This is a genomic window from Arthrobacter sp. zg-Y1116 (genome assembly GCF_024385485.1).
In the GTDB taxonomy this organism is placed as follows: Bacteria; Actinomycetota; Actinomycetes; order Actinomycetales; family Micrococcaceae; genus Arthrobacter_B.
The window spans coordinates 24797-45096 of the sequence record NZ_JANFLR010000003.1; the positions used below are offsets into that span (position 1 = coordinate 24797).

The 20300-nt window shown below is 66.9% G+C and carries 21 protein-coding genes and 1 pseudogene; 15 read left to right on the top strand and 7 right to left on the bottom strand.

The window, feature by feature from the left end; genetic code table 11:
• The first annotated feature begins 19 nt into the window (after positions 1-19).
• From NNX34_RS11325 to NNX34_RS11340, 4 genes and pseudogenes are all read left to right on the top strand, one after another.
• The gene (locus tag NNX34_RS11325) at positions 20-997 is read left to right on the top strand and encodes an ABC transporter substrate-binding protein (protein WP_255766619.1); all 978 of its coding nucleotides are present in this window, start codon (positions 20-22) and stop codon (positions 995-997) included.
• Complete coding sequence (locus tag NNX34_RS11330) at positions 997-1836, top strand: ABC transporter permease (RefSeq protein ID WP_255766620.1); 840 nt, start codon at positions 997-999, stop codon at positions 1834-1836. The genes NNX34_RS11325 and NNX34_RS11330 overlap by 1 nt, the downstream gene beginning before the upstream one ends.
• Positions 1833-2606 (top strand): ABC transporter permease, encoded by a 774-nt coding sequence (locus NNX34_RS11335; protein ID WP_255766621.1) that lies wholly within the window; start codon positions 1833-1835, stop codon positions 2604-2606. Before NNX34_RS11330 ends, NNX34_RS11335 begins: the two co-directional genes overlap by 4 nt.
• Before the next feature lie 181 nt (positions 2607-2787).
• Positions 2788-3471: pseudogene (locus tag NNX34_RS11340) on the top strand (ABC transporter ATP-binding protein); the annotation flags it as partial.
• 65 nt (positions 3472-3536) lie between these two features.
• Here the strand turns inward: NNX34_RS11340 and NNX34_RS11345 are convergent.
• Both NNX34_RS11345 and NNX34_RS11350 read right to left on the bottom strand, forming a co-directional pair.
• Positions 3537-4499, bottom strand: coding sequence for a catechol 2,3-dioxygenase (locus NNX34_RS11345; protein WP_255766622.1), 963 nt, complete (start codon positions 4497-4499; stop codon positions 3537-3539).
• Positions 4500-4623: 124 nt separating this feature from the next.
• On the bottom strand, positions 4624-5406 hold the full coding sequence (locus NNX34_RS11350; RefSeq protein WP_255766623.1) for an NAD(P)-dependent oxidoreductase: 783 nt from the start codon (positions 5404-5406) through the stop codon (positions 4624-4626).
• A gap of 159 nt (positions 5407-5565) precedes the next feature.
• Here NNX34_RS11350 and NNX34_RS11355 point away from each other — a divergent pair, with 159 nt between their 5' ends.
• The 4 genes from NNX34_RS11355 to ligK all read left to right on the top strand — a co-directional run bounded on the left by NNX34_RS11355 (position 5566) and on the right by ligK (position 9274).
• Positions 5566-6231, top strand: coding sequence for a GntR family transcriptional regulator (locus NNX34_RS11355; RefSeq protein WP_255766624.1), 666 nt, complete (start codon positions 5566-5568; stop codon positions 6229-6231).
• Between the two features lie 121 nt (positions 6232-6352).
• The gene (locus tag NNX34_RS11360) at positions 6353-7546 is read left to right on the top strand and encodes a 4-oxalomesaconate tautomerase (protein ID WP_255766625.1); all 1194 of its coding nucleotides are present in this window, start codon (positions 6353-6355) and stop codon (positions 7544-7546) included.
• Positions 7543-8598: an amidohydrolase family protein gene (locus NNX34_RS11365; protein WP_255766626.1), complete on the top strand. Its 1056-nt coding sequence runs from the start codon at positions 7543-7545 to the stop codon at positions 8596-8598. Before NNX34_RS11360 ends, NNX34_RS11365 begins: the two co-directional genes overlap by 4 nt.
• A complete protein-coding gene (gene ligK / locus NNX34_RS11370) occupies positions 8591-9274 on the top strand; it encodes a 4-carboxy-4-hydroxy-2-oxoadipate aldolase/oxaloacetate decarboxylase (protein WP_255766637.1) in 684 nt (227 codons plus the stop codon). Before NNX34_RS11365 ends, ligK begins: the two co-directional genes overlap by 8 nt.
• Positions 9275-9426: 152 nt before the next feature.
• Here ligK and NNX34_RS11375 read toward each other — a convergent pair whose 3' ends face one another.
• Positions 9427-9927 (bottom strand): GNAT family N-acetyltransferase, encoded by a 501-nt coding sequence (locus NNX34_RS11375; protein WP_255766638.1) that lies wholly within the window; start codon positions 9925-9927, stop codon positions 9427-9429.
• 197 nt (positions 9928-10124) lie between these two features.
• Here NNX34_RS11375 and NNX34_RS11380 point away from each other — a divergent pair, with 197 nt between their 5' ends.
• The 3 genes from NNX34_RS11380 (at position 10125) to NNX34_RS11390 (ending at position 11725) form a co-directional block, all read left to right on the top strand.
• On the top strand, positions 10125-10676 hold the full coding sequence (locus NNX34_RS11380) for a hypothetical protein (RefSeq protein ID WP_255766639.1): 552 nt from the start codon (positions 10125-10127) through the stop codon (positions 10674-10676).
• Positions 10676-11212 carry a hypothetical protein gene (locus NNX34_RS11385; RefSeq protein ID WP_255766640.1) on the top strand — a complete coding sequence of 179 codons (537 nt, stop codon included), beginning with the start codon at positions 10676-10678 and terminating at the stop codon, positions 11210-11212. Before NNX34_RS11380 ends, NNX34_RS11385 begins: the two co-directional genes overlap by 1 nt.
• A gap of 93 nt (positions 11213-11305) precedes the next feature.
• The gene (locus NNX34_RS11390) at positions 11306-11725 is read left to right on the top strand and encodes a hypothetical protein (protein ID WP_227922892.1); all 420 of its coding nucleotides are present in this window, start codon (positions 11306-11308) and stop codon (positions 11723-11725) included.
• Between the two features lie 28 nt (positions 11726-11753).
• On the opposite strand, the gene NNX34_RS11395 is transcribed toward NNX34_RS11390, so the two are convergent.
• Positions 11754-12131 (bottom strand): hypothetical protein, encoded by a 378-nt coding sequence (locus NNX34_RS11395; RefSeq protein ID WP_255766641.1) that lies wholly within the window; start codon positions 12129-12131, stop codon positions 11754-11756.
• Positions 12132-12416: 285 nt separating this feature from the next.
• On the opposite strand from NNX34_RS11395, the gene NNX34_RS11400 reads away from it, so the two are divergent.
• The 3 genes from NNX34_RS11400 to NNX34_RS11410 are packed head-to-tail and all read left to right on the top strand — an operon-like array spanning position 12417 to position 15202.
• Complete coding sequence (locus tag NNX34_RS11400) at positions 12417-13082, top strand: peptidyl-tRNA hydrolase (protein ID WP_255766642.1); 666 nt, start codon at positions 12417-12419, stop codon at positions 13080-13082.
• A 42-nt stretch (positions 13083-13124) separates the two neighbouring features.
• Positions 13125-14384, top strand: a complete 1260-nt coding sequence (locus NNX34_RS11405) for an MFS transporter (RefSeq protein WP_255766643.1) — start codon at positions 13125-13127, stop codon at positions 14382-14384.
• A gap of 50 nt (positions 14385-14434) precedes the next feature.
• Complete coding sequence (locus NNX34_RS11410; RefSeq protein WP_255766644.1) at positions 14435-15202, top strand: SDR family NAD(P)-dependent oxidoreductase; 768 nt, start codon at positions 14435-14437, stop codon at positions 15200-15202.
• Positions 15203-15221: 19 nt separating this feature from the next.
• On the opposite strand, the gene NNX34_RS11415 is transcribed toward NNX34_RS11410, so the two are convergent.
• From NNX34_RS11415 to NNX34_RS11425, 3 genes are read right to left on the bottom strand one after another with little or no spacing between them, the layout of a single operon-like run.
• The gene (locus NNX34_RS11415; protein WP_255766645.1) at positions 15222-15980 is read right to left on the bottom strand and encodes an SDR family NAD(P)-dependent oxidoreductase; all 759 of its coding nucleotides are present in this window, start codon (positions 15978-15980) and stop codon (positions 15222-15224) included.
• Positions 15981-16002: 22 nt separating this feature from the next.
• Positions 16003-17829: a Na+/H+ antiporter NhaA gene (gene nhaA / locus NNX34_RS11420; RefSeq protein ID WP_255766646.1), complete on the bottom strand. Its 1827-nt coding sequence runs from the start codon at positions 17827-17829 to the stop codon at positions 16003-16005.
• A gap of 2 nt (positions 17830-17831) precedes the next feature.
• Positions 17832-18599, bottom strand: a complete 768-nt coding sequence (locus NNX34_RS11425) for a tyrosine-protein phosphatase (RefSeq protein WP_255766647.1) — start codon at positions 18597-18599, stop codon at positions 17832-17834.
• 160 nt (positions 18600-18759) lie between these two features.
• Between NNX34_RS11425 and NNX34_RS11430 the strand changes: the two genes are divergently transcribed.
• Entirely contained in the window at positions 18760-20286 is a 1527-nt protein-coding gene (locus tag NNX34_RS11430; protein ID WP_255766648.1) for an acetyl-CoA hydrolase/transferase family protein, read from the top strand.
• Positions 20287-20300 lie beyond the last annotated feature (14 nt).

Here is a 20300-nt window from a genome sequence, read left to right on the forward strand (position 1 = left end):
CGGAAACCGGGGAATGACAATGAAGCCAATTCTTAGGATGCTCGCCGCCTCCACTGCGGTCCTGGCTCTTGCCGCCTGCGGCTCGGGGTCGCCCAGCGGGGAGGCCGAAGACACCGGCGAGGCCGGTGGCGGTGAGCTCACCCAGGTGACGGTGGGAGTCATTCCCATCGTCGATGTTGCACCCATTTACCTCGGCGTCCAGGAAGGCTTCTTTGAAGCGGAAGGCCTGGAGTTGGAACTGCAGCCGGCCCAGGGCGGCGCGGCCATTGTTCCGGCCGTCATGAGCGGCAGCATGGACTTCGGTTTCAGTAACATTTCCTCGATGCTGCTGGCCAAGTCCAAGGGCCTGGATGTACAGGTGGTGTCCGCCGGAGCGGCGTCGACAGGCGAGGACGGCGCCGATTTCGGCGGCATCCTGGTCAACCCGGATGCCGGGATCGAGACGGCGGCGGACCTCGCAGGCAAGAAGGTCGCCGTAAACACCCTCAACAACATCAACGACACCACCGTCCGGGCCTCCGTTCGCAAGGCAGGCGGCGACCCGTCCGGCATCGAGTTCGTGGAGCTGGCCTTCCCCGATATGCAGGCAGCCCTGGAACGCGGCCAGGTGGACGCCATCCAGGTGGTGGAGCCCTTCCTGACGGGCGGGCAGAACGCCGGGTCCATTCCGATCGCCTCCAACTACGTGGATGCCGCAGACGATCTGACCGTCGCCGCCTACTTCACGACGTCGGCGAAGGCCGAGGATGATGCCGAGACGGTGGAGAAATTCACGGCGGCCATGAACAAGTCCCTGGAATACGCGGAGGAGAACCCGGACGCCGTCCGCGAGGTCCTGCTCACCTACACGAAGATCGACGCCGAGACCGCGAAGGCACTCACCCTGCCCAGCTTCACCACGGAGATCAATCGTGCCGGCGTCGAAACGCTCGCGGAGCTTTCGCTCAGTGACGGTTTGATCAGCGAAGAGCCGAAGCTGGATGAGTTGCTGCCGTAATGAGTACTGAAGTGCTGAAACCCGGCCGGGCTGCGCAGCCACGCGCAGCCCGGCCGGGTGCGCGCCGTCCCGTGCCGAAACCGGTGCTGGGCCTGGTCGGGGTCCTCGGTTTCCTGCTGATCTGGGAACTGGTTCCAAGGCTCGGCCTGGTCCAGCCCCGCTTCCTGCCCCCTGCCTCGGAAGTCATCATGGCCCTCGTCCGGGACTTCGGGCTGACTGCCTTCTGGGTGGCCGTGGGGCACACCCTGATGGCCTGGGCCATTGGCCTGGCCGCCGCCGTCGTCGCCGCCGGCATCCTGGGCCTGGTGATCGGAATGAGCCCGTTCCTCCGACGGTTCACCAACTCCACCATCGAGTTCCTGCGCCCGGTTCCCTCGGTGGCCCTGATCCCGCTGGCCGTGCTCCTGTTCGGCGTCAAAATCGAATCCTCGCTGATGCTGATCATCTACGCCTGCTTCTGGCAGGTGCTGATCCAGGTGCTCTACGGGGTGGCCGACGTCGACAACGTGGCAACGCAGACGGCACAGTCCTACGGCTTCTCCAAGCTGCAGCGGATCCGGCACGTGGTGTTTCCCACCGTGCTGCCGTACCTGATGACGGGCATCCGCCTGGCGGCCTCCGTGGCGCTGATCCTGGCCATCACCGCCGAGCTGATCATCGGCTCGCCCGGGCTCGGGCGTGAGATTGCGGACGCCCAGTCCGGCGGAGCCATCTCCGGCATGTATGCCCTGGTGCTGGCCACCGGCCTGCTGGGCGTGGCGATCAATATCGTGATGCGCCAGGTCGAGCAGCGCCTGTTGTCCTGGCATCCGTCCGTCCGCGGAGAGGTGGTGCTGTGAAGACGCTCAAGAGCCTTGCCTACGTGGTTGCGCTGCCCCTGCTGCTGGTGCTCCTGTGGTGGGCTTCCACCCGGGGCGAACCGAACTTCTTCGTACCCACCCCGTCCGCCCTGGTGGATGTCTTCGGTCCCACCTGGTTTGAGGGGCGGATCACCGGGGATGTCCTGCCGTCGCTGGGAAGGCTGCTCGCCGGGCTCGCCATCGCGATCATCCTCGGCATCGTCGTCGGGCTGCTGGTGGGCCTGAACCGGACGCTGCGGGCGCTGACCGAACCCGTGTTCGAGTTCTTCCGTGCCCTGCCGCCTCCGGTGCTGGTTCCGGTGCTGATCCTGCTGGTGGGCCTGAATGACGGCATGAAGGTTGCCGTGATTGTGGTCGGCTGCATATGGCCGGTGCTGTTGAACACCATCGAAGGGGTGCGCTCCATTGATCCGGTGCAGAACGAAACGACCCGGTCCTACGGCATCTCCGGGATGAACCGGATCCGCTACCAGGTGCTGCCGTCTGCCGCGCCGACGATCATGGCCGGCATCCGGCAGTCGCTGTCCATCGGCCTGATCCTCATGGTCATTTCGGAAATGTTCGGTTCCTCCTCGGGACTGGGCTTCACTATCCTGCAGTTCCAGCGGTCCTTCGCCATCCCGGAAATGTGGTCCGGCATCCTGGTGCTCGGCCTGATCGGCCTGGCCCTGTCCCTGATCTTCCAATGGTGCGAACGGCGCGTGCTGCGCTGGTACCACGGCCTTAAAGAGGTAGAAAATGCAGCCTGACGCCATCTCCGCCAAAACCACTCCGGCACCGGAAGGCACCGCACCGTCCGGGCGCACGCTGCCCGAGGGGGAAGCGCTGCTTTCGGTCCGCGGGCTGAAAAAGGTCTACTCCACCGACGGCGGCCCCATCGAAGCCGTCCGCAACCTCACCTTCGACCTGGGGCACGGCGAGCTGGCCTGCCTGGTCGGTCCCTCCGGCTCCGGCAAGACCACCCTGCTCAAGTGCATCGCGGGACTGCTCGGAGCCACCGAGGGCGAAGTGCTGCTCGACGGCAAGAAGGTGACGGCGCCGCCCAAGAAAATGGCGGTGGTCTTCCAGGAATACGGCCGCTCCCTGTTTCCCTGGCTGCGGGTCGCGGACAACGTGGAGCTGCCCCTGAAGAACGCCGGCGTGCCCAAAGCGGAACGCCGGCAGCGGGTAGCCGACGCGCTGGAAGCGGTGGGGCTGGAGCACGTGCCCAAGTCCTACCCCTGGCAGCTGTCGGGAGGGATGCAGCAGCGCGTGGCCATCGCCCGTGCGGTGGCGTACCAGCCGGAGGTGCTGCTGATGGACGAGCCGTTTGCCGCCGTCGACGCCCAGACCCGCGCCGATCTGGAGGACCTTACCCGGCGGCTGTGGAAGGACCTGGGCATGACCATCCTGTTCGTCACGCACGACATCGACGAATCCGTGTACCTCGGTGAACGCGTCATCATTCTGTCTTCCTCGCCCACCGTGGTGCAGGAGGACATCCTGATCGACCTCCCGGAGGACCGTGACCAGCTGGAGACCCGGGGGATGCCGCGCTTCACCGAGCTGCGCCATCACGTCTACGAGCAGATCCAGCTCGCCAAGAAGGGCCACCGGCCGGACGCGGCGCGCTGAGCCCGGTAGGACAAACGACTTACGGCCCCTCCCGCGAAGGAGGGGCCGCCGTCGTTATGCCGGGCTCAGTCGGCGGGAAGCTCCACCGGGGGAGTGCCGTGGGTATGGAAGGTGTCGATGGTCTTCATGCCCCAGGCCTGGCCCTTGGCGCGCTCCGCCTCGGTCCATTCGATGGTTTTCCAGTCCGGTGCCAGGATCAGGCGGGCACCGGCGTTGCAGAATTCGATCCGGTTGCCGCCGGGCTCATACACATACAGGAAAAAGGTCTGCTGGATGGCGTGTTTGTGCGGCCCGGTTTCGATGTGGATGCCGTTTTCGAGGAAGATGTCCGCAGCCTTGAGGATGTCTTCGCGGGTGTCGGTGGCGAACGCGACGTGGTGCAGCCGGCCGCTGCTGCCGGTCCAGTCACCGCTGTACACCAGGTCATAGGACTTGTTGGAGAAGGTGAACCACTGGCCGGAAAGCCTGCCGTTGTCCAGCCGGATCTGTTCGGTGGGCTTGCCGCCCAGCACCTCTTCCACGAACCGGCCGTTCTCGGCAACGTCTGCGCCGAGGAAATTGACGTGGTCCAGCCGGCGGGCGTTCACGCCGCGGCCCGGGAAGCGGTCCGCCTGGTTCTTCAAGGCCGGCCGGGACTCTTCGGTGGGCACATGCCATTCGCTGTCAAAGTAGATGTCCATCGGATGCCCGTCCGGATCCGTGAAGGCGTAGGTCTTGCCCATGCCCGGGCCGCCGTCGTGCCAGCCGACTCCGCGTCCTGCCGCCTCGATGGCCGCAACGCGCCGTTGCAGCGCCTCTTCGCTGGCGGCGCGCAGGCCCAGGCGTCCGACGCCGGAAGTCTCGTGGGCGGTGAGTTTGATGGTGTGGTGTTCGTAGTCGTCCCACGCGTGCAGGTAGGCGGAATCGCCCTCTCGGGCGACTTCGCGCATTGCCAGCAGTTCGGTGAAGAACCACAGGCTCTTGTCGAAATCCGGGGTATAGAGTTCCACGAAGCCCAGATGGGCTACGTCGCGAAAAGCATCAGGCATTGCGGTTTCCTTTGCGGTCTGCTGAAACGGCACGGGCTTCGTTGCCGGCCTGCCGGTCCCGAAGCAGTGCTGAGAGTCAATCAGCGGCCCCGGGTATTGTCAACAATTTCGCAGACAATGCAGGTCAGGTGGGGCCGGTGCCGTCAGCTGCCAGTGCGGACAACCAGCTGAATGTGCCTTCCGTCATCCAGGCAGGTGTGCCCAGTCCGCGGAGGTACGCCAAGGAGTCTGCGACCTCGTGCGCACGCCGCACGGCGTGCGTTTCCGAGCCCTGAAGGAGCCGGGCCACCAGGTCCGGCCCGTCCGGGCCCAGCTCCCCGGCGATTTCCGCCAGGAGCCACTCCTCCGCGCCGGCTGCTTTTCCGGCTGCCCGGCATTCCAGTACCAGACCCGCCAGTCCCTTCATGAAGACACTGCGCAGCAGCTTACGGCCCGCCGCGGCGCCGGGGGCACCGGGGACCGTTTCCACCGGGGTGCCGAAGCCTTCCATCAGGGCGGCAAACCTGTCCGCCGCGGTGCCGCTGACGAGGAGCGGGGTTCGACTGCCGGCCCGGGGGACGGGCGCCATGACGGCCACGTCCACCAGGGCCACTCCGTAGCCTGCGGAGAGTTCGGCAAGTGCGGCTTTGTCCTCCGGACCGGCGGTGTTGAAATCCGCGAACACGGCGTTCGAGGGAAGCAGCGGAAGTATCTGCTCCGCGACGCTGCGCGCGGCGGCGGCGCCGACCAGGCTGATGGCCAGATCCGTTCCGTCAACGGATTCGGCAAGCGAGTCGAACTGGCGGATGCCGGCGTCGCGTGCGTCGGTGTACGGGTCGTAGCCGCGTACGTCCGCCCCGGCCTCGGCCAGGCCCAGTGCGTACAGGCGGCCGGCTTCGCCCAGGCCCAGTACGGTCACCGCAGTCATGGTTGTGTCCTCTCGTAGCTGTCCGCCGATTATTGCCATGATTGTCAACAATTCCAAGCTGCGGCCGCCCGCCGGGGGCTGGGGGCTGTGATGCAGTGATAACTTGGCGTGACACCAAAAATGAGGGCGGGCGGGCGCCGTTTCGCCGAGGAGCTTCAAATGACAGCAGATGCAGCAGCGACCACGAGTAACGCTGCGCAGGTGGCGGACGCAATCCGCACGGCAATTCTTGACGGCGAGCTGGTGCCGTCCCAACGGCTCGTGGAGGCGGACCTGTGCACGCAGTTCAAGGCGAGCCGCAGTGCGGTCCGCTCCGCCCTTGCCGAACTCGCCGTCGAGGGCGTGGTGGAGCGGGTGCAGAACCGCGGAGCCCGCGTGCGGTCGGTGCCCGTGGAAGAAGCCGTAGAGATCATTGAGGTCCGGGGCGTGCTGGAGGCGCTGTGTGCCCGCAAGGCAGCGGAGCGGATTGATGCCGGGCAGGTCTCCGAACTCCGGCAGATGGCCGACGACATGGCGTCCGCCGTAAAGGCCGGCGAACTGATGCGCTACTCGGAGATCAATTCCAGGCTCCATCGGCGGATCGTGGAAATCAGCGGTCAGGGAACCGCCGGGGCCACCATCGAAAGGCTGCGGGCGCAGAATGTGCGCCACCAGTTCCGGCTCGCGGTCCAGCCTGGGCGTGCCAACGTTTCGCTGCCGGAACACGTGGAAATCATTGAAGCCATCTGCGCCGGGCAGGGCGAGCAGGCTGCCCGCATGATGGAGACCCACATGGCGAGCATTGCCGACGCCATCCGCCGGACAGGCTCAGCGCCCCCGCACTAAGCCGCGTAGTATGCCTAGCCGCCGCCAATCGAACGCGCGGCACGGTTAGCGGCTGCTGCTCCGCTATTTGTCTTTGTCACCGTTATTGTCAACAATCTGGTTGACGAGGTACATTCTTGTGGTGCAGACCACAGAAAAGTCCTCGGTGCCGGGTTCCGTCCGCGGCAGCCAGTTCGGCATCCCCTGCTGGTTCATGCGGGGAGGAACCTCCCGCGGACCCTTCTTCCGCCGCACCGACCTGCCGGCTGACCTGCACGGCGAACGCCGGGACGAGGTGCTGCTTGCCGCCCTCGGATCTCCCCACCCGCTGCAGATTGACGGGCTGGGCGGCGGTAATCCGCTCACCAGCAAGGTGGGGATCGTGGACGTCAGCAGCCGGGACGGGGTGGACCTGGAGTTCCAGTTCGCGCAGCTGCAGCCGACTTCCGACACCGTGGATACCACGGCCAACTGCGGAAACATGCTCGCCGCCGTCGTTCCGTTCGCCGTGGAGTCCGGCCTCCTTCTGCCCGGCGGGGATACCACCACCGCCCGGGTCCTGACGCTGAACACGGGCATGGTGGCCGAAATCAGCATCGCGACGCCGGCAGGGGACCAGGGCCGGTTTGTCGAGTACGGCGGGGATACGCGGATCGACGGCGTTCCCGGCACGGCAGCGGCAGTCACCATCAACTTCCTGGACACGGCCGGTTCCGTCTGTGCCTCCCTGCTTCCCACCGGCAACGCCAGCGACACGGTGGTTCTCGACGGCGTAGGTCCGGTCCGCGTCACCTGCATCGACAACGGCCAACCGCTGGTGATGGTCCGGGCCACGGACCTGGGCCGCACCGGCTACGAATCCGCCGCCGAGTTGAACCGTGACGAAGAGCTGAAGCAGAGGCTTGAAGCACTGCGGCTCCAGTGCGGGCAGCTGATGGGGCTGGGAGACGTCACCGCCAAGAACTACCCGAAGATGACGCTGGTAGCCCCGCCGGCATACGGCGGCACCATCACCACCCGCAGCTTCATCCCGCATGTCTGCCACGAATCCATTGGCGTGCTGGCCGCCGTCACCGCTGCCACCGCGTGCGTCATTGACGGCACCGTGGCACGGGAAGTCAGCACCGTTGCTGATGCCGGCCCCGGAGCAGACCTGACGGTTTCGGTGGAACATCCCTCCGGCGAATTCACCGTGGCACTCGGGCTTGACCCGCAGGACCCCCAGCACGTCACCAAATCCGCGCTGCTGCGCACCGCACGGCTGATCATGGCCGGCGAAGTTTTTGTCCCGCACCGTCTCCAGGAGGCGGCAGCAACAGAGGAGAACACCCGATGATCATCGATTGCCACGGCCATTACACCACCGCCCCGCCGGCCCTGGGCGACTGGCGGGACCGGCAGATTGCGGCGCTCGCCGATCCCGGAACGGCTGCTCCGGACCCGGCGGACCTGGTCATCAGCGACGATGAACTGCGGGAAAGCATCTCCGCGAACCAGCTGCGCCTGATGGATGAGCGGGGTATCGACCTGACCATCTTCTCGCCGCGGGCCTCCTTCATGGCACACCACGTAGGGGACTTCGCCACTTCCGCCGCGTGGGCGGCCATCTGCAACGAGCTGTGCTTCCGGGTCAGCCAACTCTTCCCGGACCGGTTTGCTCCGGCCGCCATGCTGCCGCAGTCACCCGGAGTGGACCCGGCGTCCTGCATCCCGGAACTGGAACGCTGCGTCAACGAATACGGTGCCGTGGCGCTGAACCTCAACCCGGACCCCTCCGGCGGCTACTGGACCGCCCCTCCGCTGACGGACCGCTCCTGGTACCCGATCTACGAAAAGATGATTGAGTACGGACTGCCGGCGATGATCCACGTAAGCACCAGCGTGAATCCTGCCTTCCACACCACGGGCGCCCACTACCTCAACGCGGACACCACCGCGGTGATGCAGCTGATCCAGGGGGACCTGTTCAGGGACTTCCCGGAGCTGAAGTTCGTTATTCCGCACGGCGGCGGCGCCGCGCCCTACCACTGGGGGCGCTTCCGCGGGCTGGCCATGGCACTGAAGAAGCCGCCGCTGGAGGAACACCTGCTCAACAACGTCTTTTTCGACACCTGCGTCTACCACCAGCCCGGTATCGACCTGCTGTTGGAGGTGATGCCCACCCGGAACATCCTCTTTGCTTCCGAGATGATCGGAGCGGTGCGCGACGTCGACCCGGACACCGGGTTCAACTTCGATGACACCGGGCGGTACCTGGCTGCAGCCGGCCTGACAGGCGAGGAGCTTGCCGATATCCGCGAGAACAATGCCCGTGCCGTCTATCCGCGCCTGGATGCGCTGTTGACCCGGCAGGGCCGTGAACCCCAAAGGAGCAGCACCCATGCATGAACTCGGAGTGGTCCACCGCAGCATCACCCGTGCCCCGCAGCCCGACGTCGAGGCCCTGGCCCCGTACGGGACCAGTACCGTGCACGAGGCCATGGGCCGGTTGGGGCTGATGCGGCCCTACATGCGCCCCGTCTACCCCGGCGCCAAACTCTGCGGCCCGGCGGTCACCGTGCTGCTGCAGCCTGGGGACAATTGGATGCTGCACGTGGCCGTTGAACAACTCCAGCCCGGCGACGTGCTGGTGGCAGCCTGCACCACGGAGAGCGAAGATGGCTTCTTCGGCGAGCTGTTGGCAACTTCGGTGCGTGCACGCGGCGGTGTTGGTTTGGTCATCGACGGCGGCTGCCGCGACGCTGCGGCCCTGCAGGAAATGGACTTTCCCGTGTTCTCGCGTGCCATCAACTCCAAGGGCACGGTCAAGGCGACCCTGGGTTCGGTAAACGTTCCGATCGTGTGCGCCAACGCCTTGGTGAACCCCGGCGACGTGGTGGTTGCAGATGTGGACGGCGTCGTCGTCGTTCCTGCCGACCGTGCCGCAGAAGTGGCCGAGGCCTCCCGGAAGCGGGAGGACAACGAGGCGGCCAAACGCGAACGCCTCGCCGCGGGAGAACTCGGACTGGACATGTATTCGATGCGGGGACCGCTGGAAGCGGCAGGACTGCGCTACATCGATTAGCCGCTGGAGGGTGGTGCGGATAGGAAATCGATCCGCACCACCACCCGGAACAACGGTGAAATGATCCGCGATTGCAGCTGATTCCGGCATGGTGTGCCCTCCCGCTCTTGGGCACGACAGTGCCAGCGCAAGGAGCCGGTAGTCAACGCGCGCTACGGCAGCGGCGGCAAGGCACGCTTGAACCCGAGGTGCGAGGCTTCAAAGCCCAGCCGCCGGTAAAAGCGGTGTGCGGACTCCCGCCGGGCATTGGAGGTGAGCTGGACCAACGTGGCACCGTTACGCCGGCCTTCGGCAACCGCCCAGTCCATCATGGCCGCACCCAGCCCGTTGGACCGGAGACCGGCCCGCACATGGACGGCTTCAACCTGTAACCGGGTTGCCCCGCCGACGGCCAGGCAGGGGATCAGGGTCAACTGCAGTGTCCCGGCAATCTTCCCTGCCGGGTCCTCGACCGCGGCCAGGAAGTTGGCCGGATCCGCGGCAATGGCCTCATAAGCGCGCAGATACGGCTCCAGGGGATGGACGCCCGGCGGATCGGACGGGGACGACGGCGTGTCGGCCAGCAGCAGCCGAACGATCGGGCCGACGTCGTCGCGCTCTGCCCTGCGCACCCGGTAGGAGCCGCCGAGCAACGCGGCGGGACGGATTTCCATGCCCGCAGTCTTCCACACGGTGGCAAACCGGCTCCATCCATTGACCGGGCGGCCCGGGCGCAGGCAGGGTTAATGGACCGGATGACCGTTGCCGCCGTCAGGACCCGTTTCTGCTTTGAATCCGATGCGGCACTCTTTCCCGGTCAGACTGTAGAGAGGCAGCTGTGGGCGAAAACCTGAGGCGGGTCCAAAGGATAGTGCAGGTACAGTTCGGGGTTTCCGAGCCCCCGGACAGCTACTCCGAGACCTGTGCCCGGCTCGATGCGGCGATTGCCGTCACCGCGGCACGCCAGGACGTGCTGCGGAACCAGGTCCGCGCGGCATGGGAAGTGGCGCGGCACTACGGTGCGGTCACGCGGTCCTACGAAACCCGGTTGAAAGCGTTGGAAGCCGTTGTTGCCGAGGAACGGCTGACCGCAGGCCAAGCCGTCAGCCTCGCCGCGACCGCGCGCCGCATGCATGACCTTGCGGTACGCGTTGAAGCCACGGCGCGCCACCATTTTGAGGTTGTCCGTGCGAAGGAATCCCGTGTGGAGGAATTGATGCAAAAACTGACAAGTTCGAAGTCGCAGCTGAAGCTGGCGCAAACGGCGGAGAACCATCGAAACCGGCTGCGCTCCCTCGAAGCGGCCGTCGAGCAGGACCCGATGATTTATAACCGAAGCCGCTCCGACCACGAGCTCCACGAGGCGGCCAGGCTGGCCCGCGAAGCAGAGGCATTGGCCGGGCTGAAGGGAGGGTGGTCCTGATGGCCGCGCAGATCCAACCGATACTGGTCACCGTTCCGCTCAGTCCACGGCACCCCCACTCAGTGCGAACCATCGTGGGCCTGAGCGTGGCCGCGATGCTGTTCCTCGTGATGGGCGGCGGTGACCTGATTGCACTGCTTATCGCATTCGGCTTTATCGTTCAGCCCGTCCAGGCAGTCACGGACAAACTCATCCGGTGGCCGCGGCAGGACCGTGCGGACGCAGAAGCCCTTACCCGAGTGGTCCGCGAGTACTTCTACAACGCACCCGCGGTGGACGCCAAAGGCGTCCGTGAACTGGTGGCGAAGCGGCAACTGCAGGTCAACGACGACGGCGGCGGGCAGCTGCGCCTGGCGCTGACCGGGCGGCGGAAGCCTACTGCGGCGGGCAGCAGGCCGGAGGCCAGGCTGTCCTTCAAGTGTGGCGACGTGGGGCTGATGGACTTCGACCGGCTGCTGCAGAACGCCGAAAACGATCCGCCGGTCCGGCGCGCAACTGATCGGATGCGCCGTCCGGGCACCGGGGCGGCCGCCTGAAGCGGTGCCCGCACGGTGTGCCCCGGCGGTGTGTCCTGGCAGGGTGCGGGGGCGGCGGCAAGGTTTGTGCCCAGCGGCTGAGAACATAGAAGTATGCAGACACTCAGCCTCAAGGAAGCCACCGCCCTCGCAGAACAGGCAGCAGCCGTAGCCGAGGCCCATATTCCCTACGGCTCCGGGCTGGGTGCCCCCGCTTCCTTCACACTTGCCTGGCTGATGGCCTCCGCCGGGCTGGAGGGCGTGCGCGTGGCCAGCGGAAGCTCGGGCATGGGCGATCACTTCTGGGTGGAGACGGATCAGTGGCGCATCGACCCGACCCTGCGCCAGTTCGCCCGGCTGAATGGCCGCCCGCTGGTGGAACCGGTCAGCGAACCGGGCAACTTTGCCGCCGTCAAATACCACGCCGTGCCCGGTTCCCGGCAGGAGGCGGTGCGGGAGGTCTCCTACGGGTTCCGGAACGCGGCCGAGACCGAGGACTTCGTCAATGAGATGGCTGCGGCCATCCGCCTCTAGCCGGCGAATGACCCATGCCGGCGATCAGTTACTGCCCGAACTCTTCCCCGGCGAGAGTGATCAGCTCTTCCTCATTGGTCCTCACATCCACCGGGCGTTTATCGGACAGGCGCCGGTGGGATGTGTAGAACCACAGGGCAATCCGCTCATCCGGCCAGCCGGCTTGGCGGCCCATCCGGACCACATCCTTAACCGTGGGAAGCACCCGCTCAGCATTCCAGTCGAACTGGAAACCGGGGTACAGGAACTGCTCTCCCCGCTTGACCACCAGAATCCTCCCCTTCCCGGTGAGCTGGCGGGCCATCGAATTGGGGCCGCCGCCGAAGCCCAGCTGCTGGGCTATCTGGGCCACGGTGTACAGGCCGTTCTCCCGTTCCATCGACTGCCACTGCGCCTCCGGTCCCACCGCATCGACTTTCCCCGGGCTGCGGGAAGAATCAGGGCCGCGGGAAGGCACAGGATTGCTGGAAGAACCAAGCCTCGGGGAAAAGCCGGGTGCCGGCCGCGGGGGAAGGGAACTGTGTTTCTGGGGTTGTTTCCGGGTTTCGCGATCGCTCATGCCGCGCACGCTACCGCGGCGGCGGGAGCAGGGGCAGAGTAGCGACGAGATCCAAGGGTTCGACGGCGGGCCGGTCTCCGGAGCGGGGCACACCGCACGGAGTCTCCCAGCGGAACATGGAAAACTGGAAGCATGCAGCCGTTCGACAAAGTCCAGCCCATCGTCCTGCTCGTGGACAAGACTGATCCCGCCGCCCACCGCGACGCCGTGGCCGCGGCCGCCGTCGCCAGTGTCCGGGCCTACACATCCACCGAGGGCAGCGAAGCGTGGGAGAACTGGTTGTACGGCCGGTTTACGAAGACCGTCCGCCGGGCCAATCCCAGTACCTTCGGGCGGCTGGCCGCTGAAGCGCCGTCGGGGGCGGTGACGGTGGGCCGGGCGCAGGCCATCGCCTTCGAACCGGTCACCTACGACCAGATGCCCAAGAACCTCGCGAAGCTGCAGGTTTCCGGCACCCAGCTGCCGGATGACGCCCCGGTGCCCTGGCCGGGAAACGCCCCGGTGATCGTCCTGAACGCAGACCTGGACATGTCGACCGGCAAGGCCTCCGCCCAGGCAGCGCACGCGCTGCTGTCCTGGTACCTGCAGCTGGACCCGGCCGCCCGGCAGGCGTGGCAGGACGCCGGGGAACCTGCGGGAGTCTGCTTCACGGCCGGGAAGCTTTTCGCCGAGTCCGCCGCCCGCCCGGGAGCCGGACCGCTGATCGTCGACGCCGGAATGACGGAGATTGCCCCGGATACCGCGACGGCGTTCGTGGAGTCGGCTAGCTTCAGCCCGGCTGCCGGGCTGCCCGTCTGACACATAGGCCCCAGGTGCCGGCGCCATGATAGAAAGACTCGGGTGAGCGAGACCAAGGGGACACCGGCAAACACCACCGCAGGCGGCCGCACCCTGCCGATCTGGCTGGTCGGCATCGCCGTGGTTCTGGTCGCCGTCAATCTGCGGCCCGGCGCGTCCTCTATCGGACCGGTCCTCGCCGAGCTGCAGGCCGCACTGGACCTGGACGCCACCGCCGCCGGCGTGCTGACCGCGCTGCCGGGACTGACCTTTGCCATGGTGGGGGCGCTCGCCGTCGCACTTTCGCGCAAGACCGGCATCAACGGCGCCATTGTCCTGGCGCTGGGGGTGGTGGCAGCAGGCCTGCTGGCGCGGGCGCTGGCAGGCTCCGCCGTGCTCTTCCTGGTGCTTACCGTGCTCGCCTTCGCAGGCATGGCGGTGGGCAACATCCTCGTCCCCGCCTTCATCAAGCGCCACGGCGGGTCGCGCCTGGCCCTGCTGAACTCCGTGTACGGCACCACGCTGGCCCTGGGCGCCAGCCTGCCGCTGCTGCTGGGCGGCGTGCTGGCCGGCAGTGATCCGGCCGGCTGGCGGCTGAGCCTGGGGGTATGGGGCGCAGCGGCCGTGGCGGCGTTTATCCCGTGGATTCTCGTGGCGCTGCGGGCAGGCCGTGACCCGCTGGCGGCGGGCGAGCCGCGTCGGACGAAGGGCGCCCGGATGCGTTCGTCACGCACCGCCGTCGCCCTGAGCATCTTCTTCGGCGTTCAGTCCATGCACGCCTACGTCCAGTTCGGCTGGGCTGCGCAGATCTACCGCGACGCCGGACTGGAACAGGCGCACGCCGGACTGATGGCCGCGATCATTGCCGGGCTTGGTATCCCGGGCGGCCTGATCATGCCGGTGCTGGTGGCACGCTCGCCGCGCCTGCGGACCTACATTGTCGGCTTGGGTGTCTGCATGGTGGCCGGCTACAGCGGGCTGCTGCTGGCAGCGGACACGCTGCCCTGGCTCTGGGCGCTGTTCCTGGGCGTGGGCGGGTTCGCGTTCCCCACCGCGCTGGCACTGATCACCGCCCGCTCCCGGGAACCGCGGGTCACCGCGCAGCTCTCGGGCTTCATCCAGCCCGTCGGCTATTTGCTGGCCGCCATGGGGCCGTTCGCCATCGGCGCCCTGCACGATGTCTCCGGCAGTTGGACCTTGCCGCTGGCACTCCTGATTGCCTCCGCCGCCGTGATGGTCGGAGCCGGCATCCGTGCAGCCGCCCCGCGGTTCGTGGACGATGAACTGGCCGCGGTGCCGAAACGCCCGGTGATAGGTTCGTAAGGACTGGCACTACCGCTGGCACCCTGCTTAGACATGAGGAAGGCTTGCACATGAATAACCGTTTTGAGGGCAAAGTCGTCATTGTTACCGGCGCCGGATCCGGCATCGGCGAGGCCGCGGCGCGGGGCTTCGTTGCCGAAGGAGCCACCGTTGTCCTGACCGACACGGTGGCAGAGAAAATTGCCGCCACCGTCGCCGACCTGCCTGAGGGCACGGCCACGGCCGTCGTCGCCGATTCCGCCAACTGGGACGATGTCCGCAGACTGGTCGAGGACACCGTGCAGCAGCACGGGCACCTGGACGTCCTGGTAAACAACGCCGGCACGCTGGCCAACGGGCCGGTCGAAGAGACCGACGTCGAGGAATGGCACCGGGTCATCGAGACCGACCTTTCGGGCGTCTTCTACGGCACCAAGGCCGCGATACCGCACCTGATCGAATCCAAGGGCTGCATCGTCAATACCTCCTCCGTGTCCGGCATGGCAGCTGACTGGAACATGAGCGCCTACAACGCGGCCAAGGGCGGGGTAAACAACTTCACCCGCGCGGTGGCCCTGGACCACGGCAAGGACGGGGTCCGCGTGAACGCCGTGGCTCCCGGGCTGATCTGGACCGATCTGGTCGAGGACAAGAAGGACGACGAAGAGCAGAAGGCGAAGTTCGCCGAGCGGATTGCCCTGGGCCGCCCGGGCCAGCCGGACGAGGTAGCGGACGCAATCCTGTTCCTGGCCTCCGACGCCGCCCGGTTCATTACCGGTGCGATCCTGCCCGTCGACGGCGGCACCACGGCGAGCAACGGACAGCCGCAGCAGGCCTAAGGGCCGGGCCCCGCGGAAGTCAGCGCAGGTGCGAGGCGCCGTTGACGTCGATCACCGTGCCGCTGACCCACACCGGAGCCGCCGTGGCGAGCCAGGCTACGGTCGCAGCCACTTCCTCCGGCTCCGCGACCCGGTTGAACGGACTCTGCGCCCGGATGGCTGCACCGCTGGCCCCCTCCAACGCGGGGCGGCCCATCCGGGTGTCCACGAATCCCGGTGCGACGGCGGCGGAGAAGATCCCATGCGGCGCCAGCGCCACGGCAAGGGACTGGGTGAGGGAGTGCAGCCCGGCTTTGCTGGCGCCGTAGGCGGCGTTCTCCGGCTCACCGCGGTAGGCGCCGCGCGATCCCACATTCACCAGCCGCCCGCCCGCCGGACCCGCGGGCCGTTGGACCAGGTGCTCGGCCATCAGCCGGCAGAGGTTCGCCGGTGCCAACAGGTTGACGTCAATGGTCTGCCGCCATGCCTCGTGCCAATCGGCAAAAGACCCGGACAACACCGGCTGGGCCCGGAAGATGCCCGCGTTGTTCACCAGGACATCCAGGCCGCCGAGCTGATCCACGGCCTCGGCGAAGATCCGCTCGCACTCCGCGGGGGAGGACAGGTCCCCGACGACGACGGCGTGGCCCGTTCCGGGCAGCGTATCGGCAACCCGGCGGGCGGCGTCGGCGTCGTGCCCGGCGTGTACCGCCACGGTGTGGCCGGCATCCGCGAGGGCGGCTGCGATTGCTGCTCCGATGCCCCGGCCTGCGCCGGTGACCAATGTGTTTGTACTCATCGACCGAGCGTACCGGCAGGCTCTACGGTACGGCGGAACGTGATGCTTCCAGGGCGCGGATCAGGGTGGCGGCATCGTAGGGGCCGTGGTGCCTGCGGCGCCCGATGAAGAAAGTGGGAGTTCCGTGCAGGTCCATTGACTCGGCGTCCAGGGCATCGTCCAGCACGCGGTTGCTGACCTCTGCCGAGCGCAGGTCCGCTTCGAACCGGTCCATGTCCAGGCCCAGGCTCTCCGCTGCGCCCAGCAGGTCTTCGGGGAGCAGATTGTCCTGGTGCTCGAAAAGGTGCGCGCTGTATTCCCGGAAGCGCCCCTGCCGGTCCGCGGCCTCTGCTGCCTCGGCGGCCGCAACGGCATTGGGATGGACCCGGGACAGCGGCAGATGGCGCCAGACATAGCGCAGCTCGGCACCGAAATGCCCGCGCACTTCCATGATGGTCCCCGTGGCCCGGCTGCAGAACGGGCACTCATAGTCCCCGTATTCCACAAGGGTCAACGGAGCATCTGCGGGGCCCACCACATGGTCCCGTGCCGGATCCACCGGCCGGGCCAGCACCTCACCCGGGGGAACGGCAGGGCGCCGTCCCTCCATGGCCCGGAAAATGATGGTTCCCGCCGCGAACGCCAGAAGTGATCCGGCCAGGACCGCCACCCGCGCTTCGTTCTGCACCGCGGGGTCTTCGATGGCGAGGCCGATGATGAACAGGGAGATGGTGAATCCGATGCCGGACAGGGCGGCGCCGCCGGCGATGCGGCCCAGCGTCAGGCCGGGGCCGAACTCGCCGATCCGCAGCCGTTGCAGCACTGCCGCAGCACCGAAGATGCCGATGAACTTTCCCAGTACCAGGCCGCAGACAATGCCCCAGGCGAGCGGAGAACGCAGGGCTAGTTCCAATGTTGGCCCGTCCAACCGCACTCCGGCGTTGGCAAGGGCGAATACGGGCAGGATCAGGTAATCCACGTACGGGGTGTAGGCACTGTGCAGGCGTTCGTTGATGGAGAGGGACTCCCGCACGCTGTGCACCGCTGCCCGGGCGTACCGGGAATTGGGGGACTGACGGAAGACACGGGTCTGCTCCAACGCATGCTCCACGTCCCTCCGGGCGGGCGGAAACACGGGGACCAGCAGGGCAATGCCGACGCCGGCCAGGGTCGGATGCACGCCCGAGGCGTAAAAGGCCAGCCAGACCAGCACCGCCAGCACCGCGTACACGGCGCCGCGGCCGTACGGCAGGTACCGGGTCAGTGCGACGGCAGCCAGCCCGACGAAGGCCAGCAGCAACGGCACGGGTTCCAGATGGTCGGTGTAGACCAGGGCAATGATGCTGAGCGCGGCAACGTCGTCGACCACTGCGAGGGTCAGCAGGAAGATCCGCAGCCTGCCGGGAACCCGAGGTCCTGCGACGGCCAGCGCGCCCAGCAGGAACGCGGTGTCGGTGGAGATGACTACGCCCCACGCACCTGCATTCTCCGTGCCGGACGTGAACAGCAGGAAGACTCCGGCGGGCACGGCAATCCCCGCGGCCGCGGCGACCACCGGAATCACCGCCCGGGACCGGTTGGTCAACTCCCCGAGGGCAAACTCCCGCCGCACCTCAAGTCCCACAACGAAAAAGAACACGGCCATGAGTGCATCGTTGACCAGCTCCCGCGTGGTCAGCTCCAGATCCATGCTGCCGGCGCGCACCTCGACGGTGGATTCCCAGAACTCCTCGTAGGAGGCGGCAAACGGTGCATTGGCCCAAAGCACCGCCAGAATGGTTGCCAGCAGCAGCAGAGCGGCAGGACGCTTTTCCGCGCCGCCCCTGCCGGTGGCAGCGGTGGTGGCAATGCGGTGCGGGCGGGCCGGCATGGCTACACCTGGGCGGGTACCGGCTGCACCAGCTTGCTGCGCAGGCGGCCGATCAGATCGGACGTGAGGCCGCCGGAACGAAGCACCGCGGCAGCGCCGCCTGCCCTGCCGTCAAGGGTTGCCAGCATGGACCGCATCGCAGCCGGGTGGGCGGCCAGCACGGGATGATCTGCAGGGATGTCATAACCGCCGCTGAGCTCAGCAAGTCCCAGCCGTCGGTAGACCTCCGGGAGCCGGGCCTGGGTCCGGGCGTAGTCCTCGACGACGGCCTCCGGCTCCGCACCCAGCACGGTCAGCAGCGCTGCGGCGAACAGGCCCGTTCGGTCCTTGCCTGCGGCACAGTGGAACAGGACAGCACCGGGGGAGTCGGCCACAGCCTGCAGCCCCCGCACCAGGGCCTCTTTCCGGGAGACGAAAGTCTTCGCGTACCACTGGCCCACCTGCGCCGGGGAACGGACCGACTTCAGGAGTTGCCCCGCCAGTTCAGGCGGGGCGTCCATGGAATCGGTCAGGGGCAGGGCCAGATACTGCACCGGGTGGTCTGCGGACGGACCGCGTCCGGTGCGTTCCGCTTCGTCGGCCGAGCGCAGATCAATGATGGTGCGCAGGCCCGCCTCCACGAGTTCGGCTACCTGCTCCGCGGTGGTGGTCGCGACGTCGTCGGCCCTGAGCACCAGGCCCGCCCGGATCTTCCCCCCGTCCACTGGAATTCCGCCCAGGTCCCGCAGGTTCGCCAGCGGCGTCGGGGCAGGAATGATGGGTTTCGGCATGACAGGTTTCCTCCCGGGTGCCATCCGCCGGGCACGGCCGGCGGCGCTTGTGGCCACCATCTTAGGCACGATCGGCTGCGTGTGCCTCGACACCCGACTATGAGGCACGGCTCACAGGGCGATAGGGTGAATTCGATCTCGTTCTCTGAAAGGCCTCTCCATGCACCGTCGCATTTCCCATCCCGGACTCCAGAAACTCGTTATGACCGCCGAACAGGCAGCGGCCATGATTCGCCCGGGAATGACCGTGGCGATGAGCGGTTTTACCGGCGCAGGCTATCCCAAGGCCGTTCCGCAGGCGCTCGCAGTCCAGATGGAAGCCGCGCACGCAAAGGGCGAAGACTTCCAGATCAAGGTCCTCACCGGCGCCTCGACGGCCCCGGAACTCGACGGAGTGCTGGCCAAGGCAGACGGCATGGAACTGCGCCTGCCCTACCAGTCCGATCCCACGCTTCGGAAGCGGATCAACGACGGGGAACTCGAGTACATCGACATCCACCTCGGGCACGTGGCCCAGTACACCTGGTTCGGTTTCTACGGGCATGTGGACCTGGCCGTGATCGAGGTAGTCGGCATCAACGAGGACGGCAGCCTCATCCCGTCCTCCTCCGTGGGCAACAACAAAACATGGATTGAGCAGGCAGACAAGGTCATCATCGAGGTGAACCGCCAGCAGCCGGAGGCCATGGACGGCATGCATGACGTCTACTACGGGACCGCACTGCCCCCGCACCGCAAGCCCATCATGCTGGTGAATCCGGATGACCGCATCGGGGAGCCCTACCTGCGCCTGGACCCGGAGAAGGTCATTGCCGTCGTCGAAACCGACGCACCGGACCGCATGACTCCGTTTGCAGCCCCGGACGAAACCTCGCAGCAGATCGCCGGGCACCTGCTGGACTTCTTCGAGTCCGAAATCAAGGCCGGCCGCCTGACCAACAAGCTCCTGCCGCTGCAGTCCGGGGTGGGCAACATCGCCAACGCCGTGCTCGCCGGGCTCTCCACCGCCGGGTACACCGGGCTCACGGCCTACACCGAGGTGATCCAGGACGGCATGCTGCACCTGATCCGGGACGGGGTGATCCGGGTGGCCTCCGCGACGTCGTTCTCGCTCAGCCCGGCCGGCATCGAGGAATTCAACTCCAACATCGACTTCTACCGCAAGCGCATCATCCTGCGGACCCAGGAGATCTCCAACCACCCCGAGCTGATCCGCCGGCTGGGCTGCATTGCCATGAACGGCATGATCGAAGCCGATATCTACGGCAACGTGAACTCCACCCACGTTGCCGGTACGGCCATGATGAACGGCATCGGCGGCTCCGGGGACTTTGCCCGCAACGGCTTCCTCTCCGCCTTTATGTCCCCGAGCACGGCCAAGGGCGGGAAGATTTCCGGGATCGTGCCCATGGCGGCCCATGTGGATCACACCGAACACGACACCATGCTCATCATCACCGAGCGGGGTCTGGCGGATCTGCGCGGCCTTTCCCCCAAGCAGCGCGCCCGCGTCATCATCGAGAAGTGCGCGCACCCGGACTTCCAGCCGCTGCTGCAGGACTACTTCGAGCGCGCCAGCCGGGACAGCCTCGGCAAGCACACCCCGCATCTGCTGGACGAGTCCCTGTCCTTCCACCAGCGGTTCGTGGAAACGGGTACCAGCCTGCCGCAGCCCGCGGTTCCCTAGGCGCGAAGCCGGGG

What these genes read in the sequence shown, in the direction of transcription:
- NNX34_RS11365 (WP_255766626.1), top strand. Translation starts at nt 7,543, where the DNA reads ATGATCATCGATTGCCACGGCCATTACACCACCGCCCCGCCGGCCCTG.
- nhaA (WP_255766646.1), bottom strand. Translation starts at nt 17,829, where the DNA reads ATGCCGGCCCGCCCGCACCGCATTGCCACCACCGCTGCCACCGGCAGG.
- NNX34_RS11400 (WP_255766642.1), top strand. Translation starts at nt 12,417, where the DNA reads ATGCAGCCGTTCGACAAAGTCCAGCCCATCGTCCTGCTCGTGGACAAG.
- NNX34_RS11390 (WP_227922892.1), top strand. Translation starts at nt 11,306, where the DNA reads ATGCAGACACTCAGCCTCAAGGAAGCCACCGCCCTCGCAGAACAGGCA.
- NNX34_RS11375 (WP_255766638.1), bottom strand. Translation starts at nt 9,927, where the DNA reads ATGGAAATCCGTCCCGCCGCGTTGCTCGGCGGCTCCTACCGGGTGCGC.
- NNX34_RS11350 (WP_255766623.1), bottom strand. Translation starts at nt 5,406, where the DNA reads ATGACTGCGGTGACCGTACTGGGCCTGGGCGAAGCCGGCCGCCTGTAC.
- NNX34_RS11415 (WP_255766645.1), bottom strand. Translation starts at nt 15,980, where the DNA reads ATGAGTACAAACACATTGGTCACCGGCGCAGGCCGGGGCATCGGAGCA.
- NNX34_RS11355 (WP_255766624.1), top strand. Translation starts at nt 5,566, where the DNA reads ATGACAGCAGATGCAGCAGCGACCACGAGTAACGCTGCGCAGGTGGCG.
- ligK (WP_255766637.1), top strand. Translation starts at nt 8,591, where the DNA reads ATGCATGAACTCGGAGTGGTCCACCGCAGCATCACCCGTGCCCCGCAG.
- NNX34_RS11430 (WP_255766648.1), top strand. Translation starts at nt 18,760, where the DNA reads ATGCACCGTCGCATTTCCCATCCCGGACTCCAGAAACTCGTTATGACC.
- NNX34_RS11330 (WP_255766620.1), top strand. Translation starts at nt 997, where the DNA reads ATGAGTACTGAAGTGCTGAAACCCGGCCGGGCTGCGCAGCCACGCGCA.
- NNX34_RS11425 (WP_255766647.1), bottom strand. Translation starts at nt 18,599, where the DNA reads ATGCCGAAACCCATCATTCCTGCCCCGACGCCGCTGGCGAACCTGCGG.
- NNX34_RS11345 (WP_255766622.1), bottom strand. Translation starts at nt 4,499, where the DNA reads ATGCCTGATGCTTTTCGCGACGTAGCCCATCTGGGCTTCGTGGAACTC.
- NNX34_RS11410 (WP_255766644.1), top strand. Translation starts at nt 14,435, where the DNA reads ATGAATAACCGTTTTGAGGGCAAAGTCGTCATTGTTACCGGCGCCGGA.
- NNX34_RS11385 (WP_255766640.1), top strand. Translation starts at nt 10,676, where the DNA reads ATGGCCGCGCAGATCCAACCGATACTGGTCACCGTTCCGCTCAGTCCA.
- NNX34_RS11325 (WP_255766619.1), top strand. Translation starts at nt 20, where the DNA reads ATGAAGCCAATTCTTAGGATGCTCGCCGCCTCCACTGCGGTCCTGGCT.